This is a genomic window from Vibrio sp. Y2-5 (assembly GCF_014596725.1).
GTDB lineage: Bacteria > Pseudomonadota > Gammaproteobacteria > Enterobacterales > Vibrionaceae > Vibrio.
In genome coordinates this window covers 685,881-703,717 of the sequence record NZ_JACVEG010000001.1, presented here as the reverse complement: position 1 = coordinate 703,717, position 17,837 = coordinate 685,881, and the positions used below count along the sequence as shown (strand labels likewise).

Sequence of the window (17,837 nt, the reverse complement as noted above, 5' to 3'; positions counted from 1 at the left end):
AACGGTAAATTTCATATAAAGCTCAATTATTGCTTAGACTTATAAAAAGGCTGAACCGGAGCTAAACGATGAAAGAAATTAAAGCATTCAATGAAAAACGTGCTGAAATTTACTGGTGGCTTTCAGGTCTGTTTGCCAATGAACTGACCGAGCAAGAAGTGGCCCGTTATGACTCTCCAGAAATTCATAACTTCCTAGCAGGACTTGGAGAGAATGCACATTTGGCTGATGCTAGCCAAAAGTTCATTTCAGTTCTCAACCGGCTCCTCAAACAACAAGATGCCCAAGTTCAAATAGCCAACAGCTTTTATCATCTATTTTCCAAGTGTGATGAAAACTCTGCACTCCCCTATGCATCGCTCTATTTTGATAAATCTAAGTGTGTTGACGAAACCCCGGAGCAAGCAATTGCTCTGCTCATGGAACAAAACGGGGTTCACGTACAAAAGCAGTCAGATGAGTCCTATGACCATCTTTCTATCGAATTGGATTTTCTTGGTCATCTAATTATCCGTTCGAACGAGTTAGAAAAAGAACCCCATATGGAGAAAGCACTTCAGTTCCAAGCGCAATATATCCGTAATCATTTGCTGAGCTGGGTACCAGAATTTTCTTTTCATTGCTCAAGCGTCGATAAACTAGGGTTTTATTCATCAATATCCGTATTATTGGTCGCTTTTTTAGAACTGGACCTGCATTACCTTACTGGCAACTGATTCTCATCAGTGTCTCAACTTAGGCAATGAATTGTGACTGCAGTTAAGTTTACGCATATGATTTGACGTTGCGAGCTAACCGTTTGCGGTTTAAACTCAACAGCAAAATATGATGAATCATTATTTAAAACGCAAACCGCTGTTTCAAAGCGGTTTTTGTGTTTTAGTGACTTTAGGCAAGAAGCTTTTCAACTTCGCCGCTGCTGAATATGGCCAGTAATCAGGTTTGTTTGACCTAATAAAATTTAGCTAAAATCAGCAGTCAAAACAGGACAAATCTATGGCTACGATTAAAGATGTTGCTCGCTTAGCTGGCGTATCAACCACAACCGTATCACACGTAATAAATAAGACTCGCTTTGTTGCTGAAGCAACTCAAGAGAAAGTTCTTGAAGCAGTAAAAGAGCTAAACTACGCACCTAGTGCAGTAGCACGTAGCTTGAAATGTAACACTACACGCACTATTGGTATGTTGGTGACTCAATCTACCAACTTGTTCTTCTCTGAAGTTATTGATGGTGTAGAAAGCTACTGTTATCGCCAAGGTTACACGCTCATTCTGTGTAACACTGGTGGCATTTACGAGAAGCAAAGAGACTACATCCGCATGCTGGCGGAAAAACGTGTTGATGGCATTCTGGTGATGTGCTCTGACTTAACTCAAGAACTGTCAGAAATGCTTGAATCACATGCTGACATACCAAAAGTTATTATGGATTGGGGCCCTGAAGCGTCTAAAGCCGACAAGATTATAGACAACTCTGAACTGGGTGGTTACTTAGCCACTAAGTACCTTATCGACAGAGGCCACAAAGACATCGCTTGTCTTAGCGGTCACTTGAACAAACTGGCTTGTCAGGAACGTATCGCAGGGTTCCGTCGCGCAATGGAAGAAGCAAATTTAGTTGTGAATGACAACTGGATTCTAGAAGGTAACTTTGAGTGTGACACTGCCGTTCTAGCAGCGGATAAGATCATTGCGATGGACAAAATGCCAACTGCAGTATTCTGCTTCAATGACACAATGGCACTTGGGCTAATGTCACGTCTGCAGCAAAAAGGGGTTCGAGTACCTGACGATATTTCAGTCATTGGATACGACAACATTGAGTTGGCTGAGTACTTCTCTCCACCACTGACAACTATCCACCAGCCGAAGCGTCGTGTGGGTAAAAACGCCTTCGAGATCCTGCTAGAGCGTATTAAAGATAAAGAACACGAACGCCGTATCTTTGAAATGCATCCAGAAATCGTTGAACGCGATACAGTAAAAGATCTAACAAAATAATAAGTTACTCTCAATTGAGCCCTAGAACTCTCTAGGGCTTTAGAGACATCTCTCACAAAATTTTCCTTAGCAATAAAAACAGCAAACATAAAGTTAATTTTTTGAACTAAAATCACATTTAGTGCAGATAAGTGTGATGCTTATTCAAATTTTTGATTATTATTTTGTAAGTAATGTCACGCACAGGGCAAACCATCTGAAAAGGTGGGACGCAAAGCCTCCGGCCTAAACCAAAAATGTTTATTCATTAGTGGTAGGTAGCGGGGTTGCCGATGGCAAAAAGATATACATGAGTTGACCATTGATTGACATACTCTATGTATTCTTTTGCTATTCTCTCGGACCTGAATTTGGTGGCGTATTAGTAAATACACCGAGATTAACAGCATGGATAAACCAGTACTAAAAGACTCAATGCGGCTTTTCGAGCAGCTTGGATGTGTGAAATCACGTTCAATGTTTGGAGGGTTCGGCATTTTCATCGACGACGCGATGTTTGCTCTGGTGGTTAATGACCGCCTACACATTCGCGCGGATGATCACTCCTCAAAGAACTTCCAACAACAAGGGTATGAGCCATACGTTTATAAAAAACGTGGGTTCCCTGTTGTCACAAAATACTTCGCTTTACCTGAAAATGCTTGGGAAACCCCGGAGCAGATTATTGAACAAGCGAAACAAGCTTTAGAAGCCGCAAAGCAAGAACGAGAAGCTCAAGCAAAAGCTAAACCCGATCGTCTGAAAGATCTCCCCAACATGCGTTTAGCAACTGAACGTATGCTGAAAAAAGCTGGCATCGATTCTGTTGACATGCTGCAACAGAGAGGAGCAGTCGCTGCGTTTAGAGCGGTGCAAGAAACTCAAACGACAACGGTTGGTTTAGAGTTGCTGTGGGCATTAGAAGGCGCAATTGAAGGTAAACACTGGTCGGTGATTCCTCAATCTCGTCGCGACGAGCTCATGCAGAAGTTATAAATCTAAAAACTACCTAATGTATAAAAGCACTCTTTTGGAGTGCTTTTTGTTTTTCTGAAGCTTTCTGTTTTAAGAAAAGTTGAACCCAAAGTGAAATTAAAGTTCGACTTTGCCTTTCTAATCAACCATAGATAGTAGAAATATAAATAATGATGATTGTCCGACTGTTTTGGAGTATTTGATGAGTCGTAAACTGATACTGGGATTAGTTTTAGTTACTGTGGTTGTTTTTTTGGGTGTTGAGTTTAGCCAATATCTGACTCTTGAAAATGCAAAAGCACAGCAAGCAAGTCTTTCTCACTACATTGAGCAAAACCTTTTCTACTCCGCACTGATATATTTTGTTGCCTATGTGGTTATTACAGCCTTTTCCATTCCCGGCGCAGCGGTTGTCACTCTATTGGGAGCAGCTCTGTTTGGCTTTTGGTTTAGTCTTGCTCTAGTGTCCTTTGCAAGTACCATAGGCGCAACGCTCGCTTTTCTCAGCAGCCGCTATTTACTTAGAAATTGGGTTCAACAACGCTTTAGCGACAAACTTAAAGCGATCAATGCGGGAGTAAAAAAAGACGGTGCTTTTTATCTCTTTACACTAAGACTCATTCCCGTGTTCCCTTTTTTTCTCATCAATCTTTTAATGGGACTAACACCCATTTCCACCCTTCGTTACTATTTGGTAAGTCAGTTAGGTATGTTACCGGGAACCGCTGTTTACCTTAACGCGGGCACACAGTTGGCCGATATAAAAACGCTAGCGGGGATCGTCTCACCAACGGTTCTGCTCTCATTCGCTTTATTGGGTGTATTCCCTTTCGTTGCTAAATGGTTACTGTCTAAACTTCAAAAGAGAGCCGTCACCAACGAGTAAAATGAAAATATTCATCGCTCAGCATCCAGCTGAAGCACATATCGTGTGCGGATTATTACGTCAACAAAACATTCCTTGCGAAGTAAGAGGCGAAACCCTTTTTAGCGTCCGAGGGGAAATCCCATTTGATGAGTCGTCCTCACCCTATGTCTGGTTACTGAACCTGAATTTCATCAAGCAGTCAGAAGCCATTGTCCATGACTACCTGCAACCCATAGAGGGAAATGAGCCTGAATGGTGTTGTGAACACTGTGGAGAATACAATGAGCCGCAGTTCGGGTTATGTTGGAACTGCGGCGCTGAGGACGTTGAGGACGTTGAGGAAGCGATTAAGCTTTAATGGTTAACTGTTTGTTGATGAAATCGATAGAAACTTGGTTAAACACTTCAGGCTGCTCAATATTGCATACATGACCGCAATTCGGAATTTCCCAAAGTTCACTCTTCTCATGTAATTCAACCATATCTTTAACTGGCTGAATAAACATATAGTCGCGCTCTCCCATCAAATACAATGTTGGAATCGGCAACTCTCTGTCACGGAAACAACGCATCATTGGGTTAATTTCCGCGGTAAGCGTAAACCAACGCTTGAACTCTTTCTGGCACAGTTTCTTTGCTTCTCTAACAAATAAGTTTCGTGATTGCTTCTGACTACGCTGAGGCATAACAATGTAAGCAAATAAACGATAGAGCCACATGTACGGCACAAAGTTTTTACTCATATGCCCAAGCTTAACCAATATTTGAGAACGCACGTCTAAACGGGTAACCGCACCACCCAAGACCATAGAACTGACTCGCTCCGTAGCAAGCTCAGCAAGATTACGAACAATAATGGTGCCCAATGACATTCCGACAAAATGTGCGGACTGAATCTTAAGATGATCGAGCACTCGTAGCACATCTAATGTTACTGACTTAAACGTGTACTTATTACTGATCAGATCCTTGATGAGTTGAGGTGATTTACCATGTCCACGCAAATCAACAAACAACAAGTTGAAGTGCTGTTTATACGCTTTAATTTGCTTAAACCAAATAGCTGAGCTGCCTCCTGCACCATGAACAAATACCACCCATTCCTGACTTGTTGGATGATTGTAAGTTTTATGAAAAAGCATGCTTTGGGGCATTGATACCACTTAATTGAAGCCAAAAAGATGACACAGAGATTAGCACAGACTTGCCTTTCAGAGTGATTGGAGTTGTTAAAAAATGTCTTTCAACGCCAACCAGATCAAAAACAGAGCACTAAGGCTCTGTTTTTATTGAATTGAATCTCTAGTCAAAAATCGCGTAGTGATACATTTTTACATATTCTAACGCAGATTCTCGCCAGCTAAAGTCACGCCTCATTGCCCGCTGCTGAACTTCTAACAGCAAATCTGGGTGCTGTAGATAAAACAGTAGTGCACGTTGCATAGTGATCAGTAAAGCTTCTGGCGATGGCTCGAGGAATCCAAATCCCGTCGCCTCATTCGGGTATTTGTCATAATCTAATACCGTATCTTTGAGACCACCAACTTCTCGTACAATAGGCAGAGTGCCATATGCCATGCTGTAGATTTGGTTTAACCCACACGCTTCAAATTCAGAAGGCATCAAGAAGAAATCAGAGCCAGCTTCGACTAGGTGTGCAAATCGGTTGCTGTATGCCTCAACAAACGCAAACTGTGTAGGATAAATGCTTGCTATTTTATGTAGCTGAGCAGCCACTTCTGGCTCTCCCGTTCCCACAATAACCAACTGCACATCGTTGTGCAGAAACTTCTCCAAAATAGGAAGAATGTAATGGAAACCTTTCTGGTGAGTCAGTCGACACACCATCCCAAACATTGGGACATCGCGTTGCGGTAGCTGCAACTCTTCTTGCAATACTTTCTTGCTTGCAGCTTTCCCTTTCTTCAATGACTCAGCATCGTCTGAATATACTTCAGGCAAATATGTGTCAGTTTGAGGGTTCCACTCGCTATAATCACAGCCGTTAACGATGCCATGTAAATCACGGGCACGACGCACAAAGTCATCAACCAAACCATGAGAGCCAAGAGGAGTAAGAAGTTCTGACGCGTAATTCGGGCTTACCGCATTTACTTTGTCGGCAAATGCAATACCTGCTCTGAGCATACTAATATGGTCGTGACCATATTCTAGAAACTCCATCCCAGAGAGGTTGAGCTCTGGAATTACTTCCAATTGATGATGAGAGAATACGCCTTTAAACATTGCGTTATGGATGGTAATGACGCTTTTCACATCCGCAAAATATGGGTCACTCTTGAAACGAGTTTTCAAGAGGAAAGGCACTAAACCCGTATGCCAGTCATTGGCATGAATGATATCAGGCTTAATTCCTAACTTAGGCAAAACATCCAAGCAAGCGGAGGAGAAGAAACCAAAGCGTTCCCCGTTGTCATGATAGGCTTGATTGTTCTCTGCGTACATTTCAGGACGGTCAAAGTAAGCATCGCAATCAACAAGATAAATTGGCACGCCTTCTAGTTCTATTTGGCGCACCTGATAACGAATATGAGGCCAATGAGTGAGTTCTGTTTCGAGAATCACTGGCGATGAATTTTTGTCTGGTACCGTGCGGTAGCCTGGTAAAACAATGGCGACTTGATGACCGAGTTCCTGTAAGGCTTTTGGCAGAGCCTTGGCAACGTCAGCCAAACCTCCACTTTTTACTAGTCCTTGAACTTCCGAAACGGTAAACCACACATTGAGTTGTTCCTTGCTAGAATCCAACTTTCGTTCCTTCTTCTATGACGTCGATTCCGTCGTCAGATACATGGAATCGTTGTCGGTTCAATTCTAAATTTTCACCAATGATAGTGACGGGGCGATTTCAACCTGTTTGTCGATGATGGTTCGCGAATCGAGCAGCCCGCTCCTACTTTCACATCACCCAAGATAACAGATTCACTAATCAAAGAGCCAGTTGCAATATTGCTTCTAAATCCCAAAACAGATTTGTAAATCGTTGATCCTTGGATATAACTATCACCTGAAATCAAACTGTCTTTGATTTTAACCTTACGCTCACCAGAATCAACAAAAGTTGTAAGTAATAACGGTGGATCATGGCTATGCAATAGCCAAATTCGACTGTACAAAGAGAACGGTGGGTTCTTAGACAAGAGTTCCATCTCGGCATCCCAATAGGGGCCTATTGCTCCAACACCCCGCCAATAAGCCTTTTGCATCTCGCTATTAATTTATAAAAATCATAGCCTTAAGTTTAAATTAATAAAGGGAAGCATTACGCTTCCCTTTATAGCCATTACCACAAGTTAATTAGAATCCCACTTTCATCCCTTTGGCAATGACCACTATTCCTTCATCAGATACGTGGAACCGTTGTCTATCCAATTCTAAGTTTTCACCAATGACAGTACCGGGGGCGATTTCGACATGCTTGTCGATAATGGTACGCTTAATTGAACACCCTGCCCCTATTTTTACGTCACCTAAGATAACGGATTCACTAATCATAGAACCAGCCGCAATATTGCTTCTGAACCCCAAAACTGACTTGTAAATGGTTGAACCTTGGATATAACTGCCGCCGGAAATTAAGCTGTCTGTAATTTTGACCTTACGTTCACCAGAATCGACAAAAGTCGCAGGAGGCAGTGGTGGATAATACGTATGTAAGGGCCAACTACGGTTGTACAAAGAGAACGGAGGATTCTTAGATAGCAGATCCATATGGGCCGACCAATAGGATTCTATCGTACCTACATCGCGCCAATAGGTCGTTTCTATCTCACCTTTTATTTTGTTTTGAGAAAAATCATACACATAAACGCCACCTTGAGAAAACATCTTGGGGATGATGTCTTTGCCAAAATCATGGCTTGAATCAGGATTCACCGCATCTTCTCTCAACTCATCACAGAGAACCGTTGACTTAAAAATGTAGTTTCCCATAGAAACTAAACTCCAGTCTGGATCTCCCGGAATTGGTTTAGGATTATCAGGCTTTTCCTCAAACCCAATCATCTTCCCTTCTTCATCCACCTCAATAACGCCAAATTTTGAAGCTTCTGACCTTGGCATACGCAAAGCCGCTACCGTCAGCTTTGCTTGTTTTTTAAGATGGTAATCAAGCATTTGACGCACATCCATTTTGTAAACGTGGTCAGAGCCAAAAATACAAACATCTGCAGCACCCGATTGTTCAACAAACACAATATTTTGATAAATGGCATCTGCTGTCCCTTCATACCAACGTTTACCATCCCGCATTTGCGCTGGGATAATGTCGATAAAACGATTTGTAATACCAGAGACGTTCCAACCTTTCTTCATGTGTATATTAAGAGATTGCGACTTAAACTGAGTTAATACATAAATTCTCATTAAGTCAGCATTCACAAAATTATTTAGAGCAAAATCAATCAACCGGTAGCTGCCACCGAAAGGCACTGAGGGTTTTGAACGCGTTTCGGTTAATGGCATCAAACGAGATCCCTCGCCTCCAGCCAATATCATTCCTAATACACCAAACATATATAACTCTCCATTTATTATATTTACGTCTACCTTGTGTTTTTAATTGGGGGGGGGGGGCAAGGTAGCGTTGCAGACTGCTCCATGTTTTTTCAAATAACTGACAAGAAAAGCAATAAGTTACATATCTGCTGAGTAGTTTATAGCAGTAGAAAGTATGTAAAAGATGACATAGTCATTCATTAGTTATGGGTAATATTCTAAATTATGAGTTCCAGCACAAGTTCGGTTATTTTAATTACACTAACCAGACAATAACTCGTTAGCGAGTCGCGCAAATTGAAAAAACAAATCCAAGAACGCAAAAAGGGTAGCTATGAGCTACCCTTTTGGTTTTCTTTCGAGAACATCAATTAAGCTTTTTTACGCTTATCTGTTACTTCCCACTTGCCATCAATGTAAAGCGCAGTCCAGCCTGATGGCTTACCATCATTCTCGGTACGGACATAGTGTTCTTTACTCTTGCGACTAAAACGAACTACAGCCGGACGACCATCTGGATCTTTTGCTGGTGCTGTTGCTAGGTAATGGAATTTCTCTGGGAGACGTTCCTGATACTTAGCCAGCTCTTCAACTAATGGCGCACGAGTTTCTCGAGATTTAGGGAAGTTACTTGCAGCAAAGAACAGTCCAGAAGCACCGTCACGCAGAACAAAATACGCATCTGAGTTTTCACATGGTAGTTCTGGGAAATGCACAGGGTCTTCTTTTGGTGGAGCGACTTCACCATTACGTAGAATCTTACGAGTGTTTTTACACTCCTCGTTAGTACAACCCATGTACTTACCGAAGCGGCCATTTTTTAGCACCATGTCTGAGCCACATTTATCACACTCAACAACAGGGCCGTCGTAACCTTTAACCTTGAACTCACCTTGTTCGACGATGTAACCATCACAGTTCGGGTTATTACCACAAACGTGTAACTTACGCTTATCGTCAATCAGATATGCATCCATTGCCGTTTCACAAATTGGGCAACGTTTCTTCGCACGAAGAGCCGCGGTTTCTACGTCTTCTTCTAATACGTTGATAATGCCTTCTTCGTCACCAAGGTTGATCGTTGTTTTACAACGCTCTTTTGGTGGCAAGGCATAACCAGAACAGCCTAGGAACACACCTGTTGATGCAGTACGGATACCCATCGGGCGTGAACAAGTAGGACAAAGAATACTGGTTTCTACGATATGATTTGGTTTCATACCGCCATGTTCTTCATCTTGCTCTGCTTTTTCCAAATCGGTGCTGAAATCGTTAAAGAAGCTATCTAGAACTTCTTTCCAACTGGTTTCGCCAACGGCGATTTGGTCCAACTTCTCTTCCATACGTGCAGTGAAGTCGTAGTTCATAAGATCATCGAAACTTTCGTCTAGACGGTCAGTGACGATTTCACCCATTTTCTCAGCATAGAAACGACGCTGGTCAACTTTTACATAACCACGGTCTTGAATGGTTGAGATGATTGAAGCGTAAGTCGAAGGACGACCAATACCACGTTTCTCAAGTTCTTTAACCAATGCAGCTTCGGTATAACGAGCTGGCGGTTTAGTAAATTGCTGTCTTGGGTCCAACTTCTCAAGTGAAAGCTTATCGCCGACTTTAACCGCTGGAAGAATTTGGTCTTCATTTTTACCCAATGGGCGTTGAACGCGAGTCCAGCCATCGAATTTCAGAATACGACCTTTTGCTTTCAACGTGTATTCAGCAGCTTTAACACTAACTGTGGTTGAATCGTATTTGGCATCTGTCATTTGACAAGCAACAAACTGGTTCCAAATCAGTGCATAAAGTTTATGAGCGTCCGCTTCCATACCATCAAGGTCTTCAGCTTTCACATCCACACTTGAAGGACGAATCGCTTCGTGCGCCTCTTGAGCACCCTCTTTGCTACCGTAAACTTTCGCTTTCGCAGGTAAATAATCAGCACCAAACTCAGAGTTAATATATTCGCGAACCGCATCTACAGCCTCTGAACTCAAATTGGTTGAGTCAGTACGCATATAAGTGATGTAACCTGCCTCATAAAGACGCTGAGCTAACATCATGGTCTTTTTAACACCGTAGCCTAAGCGTGTACTCGCTGCTTGTTGCAGTGTCGATGTAATGAACGGCGCGCTTGCTTTACTGCTGGTTGGGCGATCTTCACGTTTGCAAACTTCGTAAGCGGCTTTTTGTAATGTAGCCACAGACGCCATAGCGTCAGTTTCGTTTGTTGGTCTGAAGGCTTCGCCGTTTTTCTGCGCGACTTGAAGACGAAACGCTTCTTTAGCCGGCGTAGTGGTATCGGCGTGAATATCCCAAAACTCTTCAGGGATAAATGCTTTAATCGCACGCTCACGCTCTACCAGCAGTTTTACCGCTACTGATTGCACGCGCCCCGCAGACAAGCCACGAGCGACTTTTTTCCACAATAGAGGGGAAACCATAAAGCCCACGACACGGTCCATAAAACGACGTGCTTGCTGCGCGTTAACGCCATCCATGTTCAAGTCTCCCGGTTTTTGGAAGGCTTGTTGGATAGCATTCTTAGTAATTTCGTTAAACACTACACGTTTGTATCGCTCTTCATCGCCACCGATGATCTCACGAAGGTGCCAAGCGATAGCCTCTCCCTCGCGGTCCAAATCGGTTGCGAGATAGACGTGGTCAGCATCTTTCGCCAGCTTCTGTAACTCTGCTACAACTTTTTCTTTACCCGGCAGAATTTGGTAATTCGCTTCCCAACCATGATAAGGGTCGATACCCATTTTTTTGATTAGGGAGCTACGCTCTTTCTCTTTTTTTAGACGAGCTTTTTCTTCTACGCTTAAATTTTTTGATACCGCAGCAGCTTTTTTGGCAGCTGTTGTTGCAGTGCTTTGACCTGCAGTTGGTAGATCGCGGACATGACCGACACTAGACTTAACAATGAAGTCTTTACCAAGGTATTTATTAATTGTTTTCGCCTTGGCTGGTGATTCCACTATAACGAGTGATTTACCCATAATTTGACTCAAATGCCCTTAATCACTATGAAAACGCTCAATCAAACGGCGCTCTACAAGGTTGCTTCTTTTTTTACTATCGAGCCGAACAACAAGAAGATCAACTTGTTTTTTTAAAATCCTCTTTGTTTGCTCGACAAATCGACGAATTGTGCTTCTACGTTCAAAAACCCGCACATACTAGAATGGCTTATTCCGAGACGCGACTATAAACCCATTAAATATGGAGCAAATCACAAAAGTTGCCATTTCACAAATCCTACCATTTCTGTTTTTGATCATGGAATTGACTGCCAGTCACATTACACTTCCACATAATTACTCAAATAGTATGCTGAATTGACAACACCTGCTTATGGCAATTTAATTACCCAATCAATTCAGTTTCAGATTTCGTTTTATGAGGTAACACATTAATGAATGACAAAAAAACAGTCAGTGAATTTGAACTGCTGCTTATTGCGAACCAATTAATTCAAGACCACGAGCAGTACTTCGAAGGTTTAAGAGCGGACAGTGTTGAAGAAAAAGACGATGTTCTGGTATTCAAAGGTAACTACTTTCTAGACGAAAACGGCTTACCAACCGAAAAAACGACAGTGGTATTTAATATGTTCAAATACCTAGCTCATCAACTGTCAAAAGAGTTCAGTGTCGAAAAATAATAAAAGCCTCAAATGAGGCTTTTATTTCAATCAATTAATGACTCAAACTTGCAAATTTCTCAAAATAATCTGGGAAAGTTTTTGATGTACATTTAGGGTCATTAATCGTCACTGGCGTGTCACTTAACGCAACGAGTGAGAAACACATTGCCATGCGGTGATCGTCATAAGTGTCAATGGCAGCGTGAGTGAGCTTAGCTGGAGGAGTGATAATGATGTAGTCCTCTCCCTCTTCCACTTCTGCCCCCACTTTACGTAGCTCTGTCGCCATAGCTGTAAGGCGGTCAGTCTCTTTCACTCGCCAGTTGTACACGTTACGAATTGCTGTAGTGCCTTTGGCAAAAAGCGCGGTTGTAGCGATAGTCATCGCTGCATCTGGAATATGGTTGAAATCAAGATCAACTGCGTTTAACTCACCGCGACGTGCAATCACATAGTCATCGCCCCACTCAATTTCTGCGCCCATTTTCTCAAGCGCATCAGCAAATTGAATATCCCCTTGAATACTGTTTTTCCCAATACCCGTCACTTTAATCTCACCACCTTTAATTGCCGCAGCAGCAAGGAAGTAAGAGGCAGAAGAGGCATCACCCTCAACCAAAAAGTTACCCGGTGATACGTAGCTTTGACCAGCACGAACAACAAACTCTTGGTAATCATGGTTTTCAACCTGAACGCCAAACTGCTGCATGATATTAAGGGTGATGTCGATATAAGGTTTAGAAACCAATTCACCAATAATTTTGATCGTGATATCGCCTTTCGCAAGCGGAGCAGACATCAAGAATGCGGTCAAAAACTGGCTTGAAATTGAACCATCAATTTCTACCGTTCCGGATTCTAAACCAGTGCCTTTGATGCGTAGTGGCGGAAAGTTTTCATTTTCCAGATATTCAATATCCGCACCTGCTTGACGCAGGGCATCCACTAAGTGACCAATTGGGCGTTCCTTCATACGAGGTTCGCCAGTCAGAACATAGTCACCCGAGCCTAAACACAATGCTGCCGCAAGCGGGCGCATTGCTGTACCCGCGTTACCCAAAAACAGTTCTTGAGCCTGATCTGCGGTAAACGGCTTACCCAGACCTTCAACTTCACACACTGTTTTATCGTCAGATAATTGATATTGAACACCAAGTTTGGTGAGTGCGTTCAACATATGGCGAATATCGTCACTGTCGAGCAAATTCGTGAGTCGCGTTGTTCCTTTAGCCAAAGCTGCGAGTAACAAGGCGCGGTTTGATACACTTTTCGAACCTGGGAGATTCACTTCCCCACTGATTTTTTGAATGGGTTGTAACGTAAGGCTTTCCATTAATGCTGTGTTTCCTTGCACCGCTCTCATATCTCTTTTTATCTGGAGCGATGTAAAATTCTTCGTACTGGCAGACTAACGAAATTCAACCATGAAAACTAGCCTAAATCTCTAGTCGTCGTGAATTTTTAGTCATCACATTTCTTTGTCCACACGGACGCCATCATCAAAGTATAAAATTCGCACTCTATCTTCTTTGCTGAACAGCATTTGGGGGTCGACATCTTGGATAATATCAATCCATTTTCCGTCTTTCGTTTCTATCAAAAGTTCCACTAAACGATATTCAATGCTGTAGGTTCGATTCGCATTCTTATGCGCGATACTTCCTCCTGCAATAGCACCGACTGCCGTGGCGACCTCGCGTCCATGACCATCACCAAATTGATTGCCAATCACACCACCAACCACAGCGCCAAGCAAAGTTTCCCAGCCATTTGCTTTAGACTGAACAACCTCTTGTTGAGAAATATAGCGTACGCTTTCTATCGTTCCAAAAACGACTTCGTTTACGGCTCTGGCTTGGTTACGTTGATAACCAGCATTGGCAAACAACGGAAAAATCAATATGATCCAAATCCACTTTTTCATTTTCTCTCCTAATCAACCCTGGGGTTTCGATGACGATTTATCTTCCAGAGCTGTCTGCTAATGATTACGGCTTCCCTTCTCCCTATGAAGCACTAGAAGACCCTAACGGCTTGCTCGCTTTTGGTGGAGATCTCAATCCAAATCGAATTTATAACGCCTACAGAAATGGCATTTTCCCTTGGTATGGACCCGGTGAGCCCATTTTATGGTGGAGCCCCTCTCCGCGAGCAGTGTTTGATCCTAAGACATTCAAAGCGGCCAAAAGTGTGAAAAAATTTCAGCGCAAGCAGCAATATTTGGTCAGCATCAACCACGCAACCAAGAAAGTTATTGAAATGTGCGCGGCCACTCGCTCGCCCGAGCAGACATGGATTCATACCGAAATGCGCGAAGCCTATGGTGAACTGGCGGATCTAGGTAAATGCCACTCTGTTGAAGTATGGCAGAACGAAAAGCTTATCGGTGGTTTATACGGTATTCAGATGGGGCAGATTTTTTGCGGTGAATCTATGTTCAGTACGCAAACCAATGCTTCGAAAATTGCCTTGTGGTATTTCTGTCGTCACTTTGCAAAATACGGCGGACAGCTCATTGACTGCCAAGTAATGAACCCACATCTCGCTTCATTAGGCGCATTTGAATTGCCACGTGACGAATTTATACATTCATTGCTATCTTTTAGGGACAAAACAATAAAAGAAGCGTGTTTCAAACGCCAGTGGCTCAGTATTGGCATTGCAGATGAATCTGAGTCTGTTTAGGAGTAAAGCGTGAGTTCTGATATACACCAAATTAGAATTGGCCTGACAAACAATCACCCATGCAGTTATCTCAAAGACCGCATGGAACGTGTTGCTGTCGCACTCGATAGCAGTATGCAGTCTGATGAAAACTATGAAATTCTCCTCGCCAATGGTTTTCGCCGAAGTGGCGATACGATTTACAAACCGCACTGCGATACGTGTAGCGCCTGCCACGCTTTGCGTGTTTCCGTTCCTGGCTTTACCCCTTCGAGAAGTCAGAAACGCTTAATCAACAAGATAAAACAGCATCTAACTTGGGAACTCAAACCCAAGTTAGATGAGAACTGGTTTTCTCTCTACGCTAAGTACATTAAGGCACGTCATCGTGATGGCACCATGTACCCACCACAGAAAGATGAATTTGATAAATTCGCCAATTCCCAATGGCTAAACACCCAGTTTCTTCATATCTATGAAGAGAATCAGCTTATTGCGGTTGCAGTGACGGATATTCTGCCCAATAGCGCGAGTGCGTTTTATACTTTTTTTGACCCAGCATCCCCACTTTCAATTGGTACTCTGGCTGTCTTAATTCAGCTTGAATATTGCAGAAACACCCATAAACAGTGGCTTTACTTAGGCTATCAAATCGACGAATGCCCCGCTATGAACTATAAAGTGCGCTTCCAACGCCATCAAAGGCTAGTAAATCAGCGTTGGCAAGGGTAGAATACGCCCCAACTTAACTTGTTTAACAATCATCGGCACGATAGGCCGTTGATTTGCGCCACATTTCTAAAGAGGATTAAATGGCTAAAGAAGACGTAATTGAGATGCAAGGTACTGTCCTTGATACTCTTCCAAACACAATGTTCCGTGTTGAGCTTGAAAACGGTCACGTAGTAACGGCTCACATCTCTGGTAAAATGCGTAAAAACTACATTCGTATTCTAACGGGTGACAAAGTTACTGTTGAGATGACTCCATACGACCTATCAAAAGGCCGCATCGTCTTCCGTGCTCGTTAATCTCTGATTTTCGAATATAACAAAAAGCGGAGCTTAGGGCTCCGTTTTTTGTTGCTGTTCCAAAGAATTAAAAGCGCATGTTTAAATAGTCGAAAGATTTGATGCGTAAAACACTAAAAAGGGAAGCAAATGCTTCCCTTTCATTTCACTATTGATTCTTTACAACTAAATTTCTGTATTTATCACCGTGACACAATACTTTCCATCTAAGCAATTGATAAATTGCAGTTTACCTGACCTAGTTTCAACAAATCGATTTATAGCATAGAGCACATTCGTTTCATAAAAGTCGCAAGCTACATCAAACAATTCAAGACATTCGCACCCCATTACCTTCGCGCGAGATATGTCATTCATTCTGTCACTCATCACAACATAGCAATCTTCTTCTATCGAATCTAAATACCTTGTAAAACCATCGTAATCCATCATCTCTGATACATGCACAACTTGAGCTAATGCATTGTTTTGCTCTTGGCTCAGGAGCAACCAATTCGAACCTTCGCCAATCGCCACGTCATCATTTAAATCTAAGTAGCGATGAGGAGAACTTGTTTCGCTGGCTCGCTCATCGATTCCACCGAATAAAATCTGGGATTCTCGCTTCAGGCTTAATTTGGCGCTGGAAAGTCGCAATGCATTCTCAACCACAAAACTTTGATGCGATAAATTCAGATTAGAGCTGTCTAAACCGAGATATTTGCTAATGTAAAAACCTGCGGTGTTGCTTAGTGAGTTAATAAAATCCACTGGCTTTGGTGGTGTTTTTTCAATATATCGCTGCTCACATAAACGGCAAAATACTGACAAGTCACCCTGCCCTGAAACCAGATAAAGAGCGGTATCCGAAGATATATCCTTTATACCTGAGACACCCAATATTCCCAGTTGAATAAATCGGTCCGTTCTACGAATATAACTCGACGCAACTTTCTTGCATTCTTGCTTGATATCAACAGAAGGATCCCGATGAACATAAAATGAAGAGACTTGGTGGATATACATCATGCCTCCTGCTTTTCAATCACAAAAACATTGTTATTGCCGCCAAAACCAAAACAATTGATCAAAAAGATACCTTGTTCACATGAAATCGGCTCCTGAGTAGGAGATAAGCTCATTTCAGGGTCAATAGTTGCAAAGTTGGGCGTTTGTGGAATAAAACCTTGATCAATGGCATTCATCATCAATACTAATTCGCTCGTTCCACAGCTTCCTAAAGTATGGCCTATATAGGGCTTCAGAGAGAAAAACGGAGGGGCTGCCTTAAACACTGACCTAATACCATTAATCTCGGCTAAATCGCTCAAATGACTCGCTGTGCCGTGCGCCTTAATAGCTCGAATATCCTGAGAAGAAATACCTGCATTATCCAAAGCTTGTTGAATCACTTTCGCCACGCCAGAGCCATCGGGATTCACACCTGTGACACTGTGAGTTTCACAACGGCCATCCCCGCCAAGAAAATGCCAAGGAGATGGCTTAATATCGCTACGACTCATGAGAATCACACTTAATGACTCGCCCAGTATCAAACCATCCCTAGTCAAATCAAACGGCTTACAACTTTCAGTCGCCAAAAGTTGCATAGAGACAAACCCCTCTGCTGAGTGATCTGCAAAGGTTTCAATCCCAACGACTAACGCGTAATCCAATATCTGACTCTCAAGCATAGTAGCGGCGTCTAAAATCGCATTTGAACTTGAAGTACAGGCTGTATTGTAAGTAAGGCTAAAGTCATTCAACCCCAAATGCTCACTTAGCCGTTCTGCATATCGCCCATTTCCAACTCTCTGTTTTGCAATGGAGAGTATTTCTTGCTGCTTGATGCTCTCACCAAGAGGAACAGACAAAGATAAATCATTAGCAGCACAGCCAACAAACAAGCCACACCGTGAACGCTGACTAGGCTCAATTGAACACTGTTCGAAAATCAAATCGATTAATGCTGTCAAATATGGAACAGGGTCGAACAACGCATCGAACTTTCCTTCATTACGTATCGAATAGTAAGGAATCGTTTGTTGCTGATCGAATACCTGTAGGGTTTTACTCTGAACGAAAAACTCACCTTTCTGTAACGCTTCTACTTGCTGTTGTTTGTCGCCCAAAGCACTGAGAACTTCTCCCGCTAAAATAGTGATCATGA

At 42.6% G+C, this 17,837-nt stretch carries 17 protein-coding genes, 1 pseudogene and 1 riboswitch; of the genes and pseudogenes, 9 read left to right on the top strand and 9 right to left on the bottom strand.

What is annotated here, in order from left to right:
* The first annotated feature begins 68 nt into the window (after positions 1–68).
* The 5 genes from torD (at position 69) to HUO09_RS03265 (ending at position 4,184) form a co-directional block, all read left to right on the top strand.
* Positions 69–716, top strand: a complete 648-nt coding sequence (gene torD / locus HUO09_RS03285; RefSeq protein WP_188232961.1) for a molecular chaperone TorD — start codon at positions 69–71, stop codon at positions 714–716.
* Between the two features lie 280 nt (positions 717–996).
* Positions 997–2,004 (top strand): HTH-type transcriptional repressor PurR, encoded by a 1,008-nt coding sequence (purR, locus tag HUO09_RS03280; protein WP_167412696.1) that lies wholly within the window; start codon positions 997–999, stop codon positions 2,002–2,004.
* Between the two features lie 176 nt (positions 2,005–2,180).
* Positions 2,181–2,278: riboswitch (cyclic di-GMP riboswitch) on the top strand.
* Between the two features lie 113 nt (positions 2,279–2,391).
* Complete coding sequence (locus HUO09_RS03275; RefSeq protein WP_167412697.1) at positions 2,392–2,979, top strand: TfoX/Sxy family DNA transformation protein; 588 nt, start codon at positions 2,392–2,394, stop codon at positions 2,977–2,979.
* A 181-nt stretch (positions 2,980–3,160) separates the two neighbouring features.
* Positions 3,161–3,844 carry a TVP38/TMEM64 family protein gene (locus HUO09_RS03270; RefSeq protein ID WP_188232960.1) on the top strand — a complete coding sequence of 228 codons (684 nt, stop codon included), beginning with the start codon at positions 3,161–3,163 and terminating at the stop codon, positions 3,842–3,844.
* A 1-nt stretch (position 3,845) separates the two neighbouring features.
* Complete coding sequence (locus HUO09_RS03265) at positions 3,846–4,184, top strand: DUF2007 domain-containing protein (RefSeq protein WP_167412699.1); 339 nt, start codon at positions 3,846–3,848, stop codon at positions 4,182–4,184.
* Here the strand turns inward: HUO09_RS03265 and HUO09_RS03260 are convergent.
* From HUO09_RS03260 to topA, 5 genes and pseudogenes are all read right to left on the bottom strand, one after another.
* Positions 4,174–4,980, bottom strand: a complete 807-nt coding sequence (locus tag HUO09_RS03260) for an alpha/beta fold hydrolase (protein WP_167412700.1) — start codon at positions 4,978–4,980, stop codon at positions 4,174–4,176. The genes HUO09_RS03265 and HUO09_RS03260 overlap by 11 nt on opposite strands.
* Before the next feature lie 148 nt (positions 4,981–5,128).
* On the bottom strand, positions 5,129–6,595 hold the full coding sequence (gene glgA / locus HUO09_RS03255) for a glycogen synthase GlgA (RefSeq protein ID WP_188232959.1): 1,467 nt from the start codon (positions 6,593–6,595) through the stop codon (positions 5,129–5,131).
* Positions 6,585–7,047: pseudogene (gene glgC, locus HUO09_RS03250) on the bottom strand (glucose-1-phosphate adenylyltransferase); the annotation flags it as partial. The pseudogene glgC (HUO09_RS03250) and the gene glgA, both read right to left, overlap by 11 nt.
* Positions 7,048–7,144: 97 nt before the next feature.
* Entirely contained in the window at positions 7,145–8,362 is a 1,218-nt protein-coding gene (gene glgC / locus HUO09_RS03245; RefSeq protein WP_167412702.1) for a glucose-1-phosphate adenylyltransferase, read from the bottom strand.
* 353 nt (positions 8,363–8,715) lie between these two features.
* Entirely contained in the window at positions 8,716–11,346 is a 2,631-nt protein-coding gene (gene topA, locus HUO09_RS03240; protein ID WP_188232958.1) for a type I DNA topoisomerase, read from the bottom strand.
* Positions 11,347–11,762: 416 nt separating this feature from the next.
* On the opposite strand from topA, the gene HUO09_RS03235 reads away from it, so the two are divergent.
* Positions 11,763–12,011, top strand: a complete 249-nt coding sequence (locus HUO09_RS03235) for a DUF2498 family protein (RefSeq protein ID WP_167412704.1) — start codon at positions 11,763–11,765, stop codon at positions 12,009–12,011.
* Between the two features lie 34 nt (positions 12,012–12,045).
* Here the strand turns inward: HUO09_RS03235 and aroA are convergent, their stop codons facing one another.
* Positions 12,046–13,326 (bottom strand): 3-phosphoshikimate 1-carboxyvinyltransferase, encoded by a 1,281-nt coding sequence (aroA, locus tag HUO09_RS03230; RefSeq protein WP_188232957.1) that lies wholly within the window; start codon positions 13,324–13,326, stop codon positions 12,046–12,048.
* A 135-nt stretch (positions 13,327–13,461) separates the two neighbouring features.
* On the bottom strand, positions 13,462–13,917 hold the full coding sequence (locus tag HUO09_RS03225) for a glycine zipper 2TM domain-containing protein (protein WP_167412706.1): 456 nt from the start codon (positions 13,915–13,917) through the stop codon (positions 13,462–13,464).
* Positions 13,918–13,946: 29 nt separating this feature from the next.
* On the opposite strand from HUO09_RS03225, the gene aat reads away from it, so the two are divergent.
* From aat to infA, 3 genes are all read left to right on the top strand, one after another.
* A complete protein-coding gene (gene aat / locus HUO09_RS03220; protein WP_188232956.1) occupies positions 13,947–14,678 on the top strand; it encodes a leucyl/phenylalanyl-tRNA--protein transferase in 732 nt (243 codons plus the stop codon).
* A gap of 9 nt (positions 14,679–14,687) precedes the next feature.
* Entirely contained in the window at positions 14,688–15,389 is a 702-nt protein-coding gene (locus tag HUO09_RS03215; RefSeq protein WP_188232955.1) for an arginyltransferase, read from the top strand.
* A gap of 80 nt (positions 15,390–15,469) precedes the next feature.
* Positions 15,470–15,688, top strand: coding sequence for a translation initiation factor IF-1 (gene infA, locus HUO09_RS03210; protein ID WP_001040192.1), 219 nt, complete (start codon positions 15,470–15,472; stop codon positions 15,686–15,688).
* A gap of 165 nt (positions 15,689–15,853) precedes the next feature.
* On the opposite strand, the gene HUO09_RS03205 is transcribed toward infA, so the two are convergent.
* Complete coding sequence (locus HUO09_RS03205; RefSeq protein ID WP_188232954.1) at positions 15,854–16,696, bottom strand: hypothetical protein; 843 nt, start codon at positions 16,694–16,696, stop codon at positions 15,854–15,856.
* Positions 16,693–17,835 (bottom strand): beta-ketoacyl synthase N-terminal-like domain-containing protein, encoded by a 1,143-nt coding sequence (locus tag HUO09_RS03200; RefSeq protein WP_188232953.1) that lies wholly within the window; start codon positions 17,833–17,835, stop codon positions 16,693–16,695. Before HUO09_RS03200 ends, HUO09_RS03205 begins: the two co-directional genes overlap by 4 nt.
* Positions 17,836–17,837: the final 2 nt, after the last annotated feature.

What these genes read in the sequence shown, in the direction of transcription:
- HUO09_RS03265 (WP_167412699.1), top strand. Translation starts at nt 3,846, where the DNA reads ATGAAAATATTCATCGCTCAGCATCCAGCTGAAGCACATATCGTGTGC.
- topA (WP_188232958.1), bottom strand. Translation starts at nt 11,346, where the DNA reads ATGGGTAAATCACTCGTTATAGTGGAATCACCAGCCAAGGCGAAAACA.
- purR (WP_167412696.1), top strand. Translation starts at nt 997, where the DNA reads ATGGCTACGATTAAAGATGTTGCTCGCTTAGCTGGCGTATCAACCACA.
- HUO09_RS03235 (WP_167412704.1), top strand. Translation starts at nt 11,763, where the DNA reads ATGAATGACAAAAAAACAGTCAGTGAATTTGAACTGCTGCTTATTGCG.
- aat (WP_188232956.1), top strand. Translation starts at nt 13,947, where the DNA reads ATGACGATTTATCTTCCAGAGCTGTCTGCTAATGATTACGGCTTCCCT.
- infA (WP_001040192.1), top strand. Translation starts at nt 15,470, where the DNA reads ATGGCTAAAGAAGACGTAATTGAGATGCAAGGTACTGTCCTTGATACT.
- HUO09_RS03225 (WP_167412706.1), bottom strand. Translation starts at nt 13,917, where the DNA reads ATGAAAAAGTGGATTTGGATCATATTGATTTTTCCGTTGTTTGCCAAT.
- HUO09_RS03260 (WP_167412700.1), bottom strand. Translation starts at nt 4,980, where the DNA reads ATGCCCCAAAGCATGCTTTTTCATAAAACTTACAATCATCCAACAAGT.
- HUO09_RS03205 (WP_188232954.1), bottom strand. Translation starts at nt 16,696, where the DNA reads ATGATGTATATCCACCAAGTCTCTTCATTTTATGTTCATCGGGATCCT.
- torD (WP_188232961.1), top strand. Translation starts at nt 69, where the DNA reads ATGAAAGAAATTAAAGCATTCAATGAAAAACGTGCTGAAATTTACTGG.
- HUO09_RS03270 (WP_188232960.1), top strand. Translation starts at nt 3,161, where the DNA reads ATGAGTCGTAAACTGATACTGGGATTAGTTTTAGTTACTGTGGTTGTT.
- HUO09_RS03275 (WP_167412697.1), top strand. Translation starts at nt 2,392, where the DNA reads ATGGATAAACCAGTACTAAAAGACTCAATGCGGCTTTTCGAGCAGCTT.
- glgC (WP_167412702.1), bottom strand. Translation starts at nt 8,362, where the DNA reads ATGTTTGGTGTATTAGGAATGATATTGGCTGGAGGCGAGGGATCTCGT.
- aroA (WP_188232957.1), bottom strand. Translation starts at nt 13,326, where the DNA reads ATGGAAAGCCTTACGTTACAACCCATTCAAAAAATCAGTGGGGAAGTG.
- HUO09_RS03200 (WP_188232953.1), bottom strand. Translation starts at nt 17,835, where the DNA reads ATGATCACTATTTTAGCGGGAGAAGTTCTCAGTGCTTTGGGCGACAAA.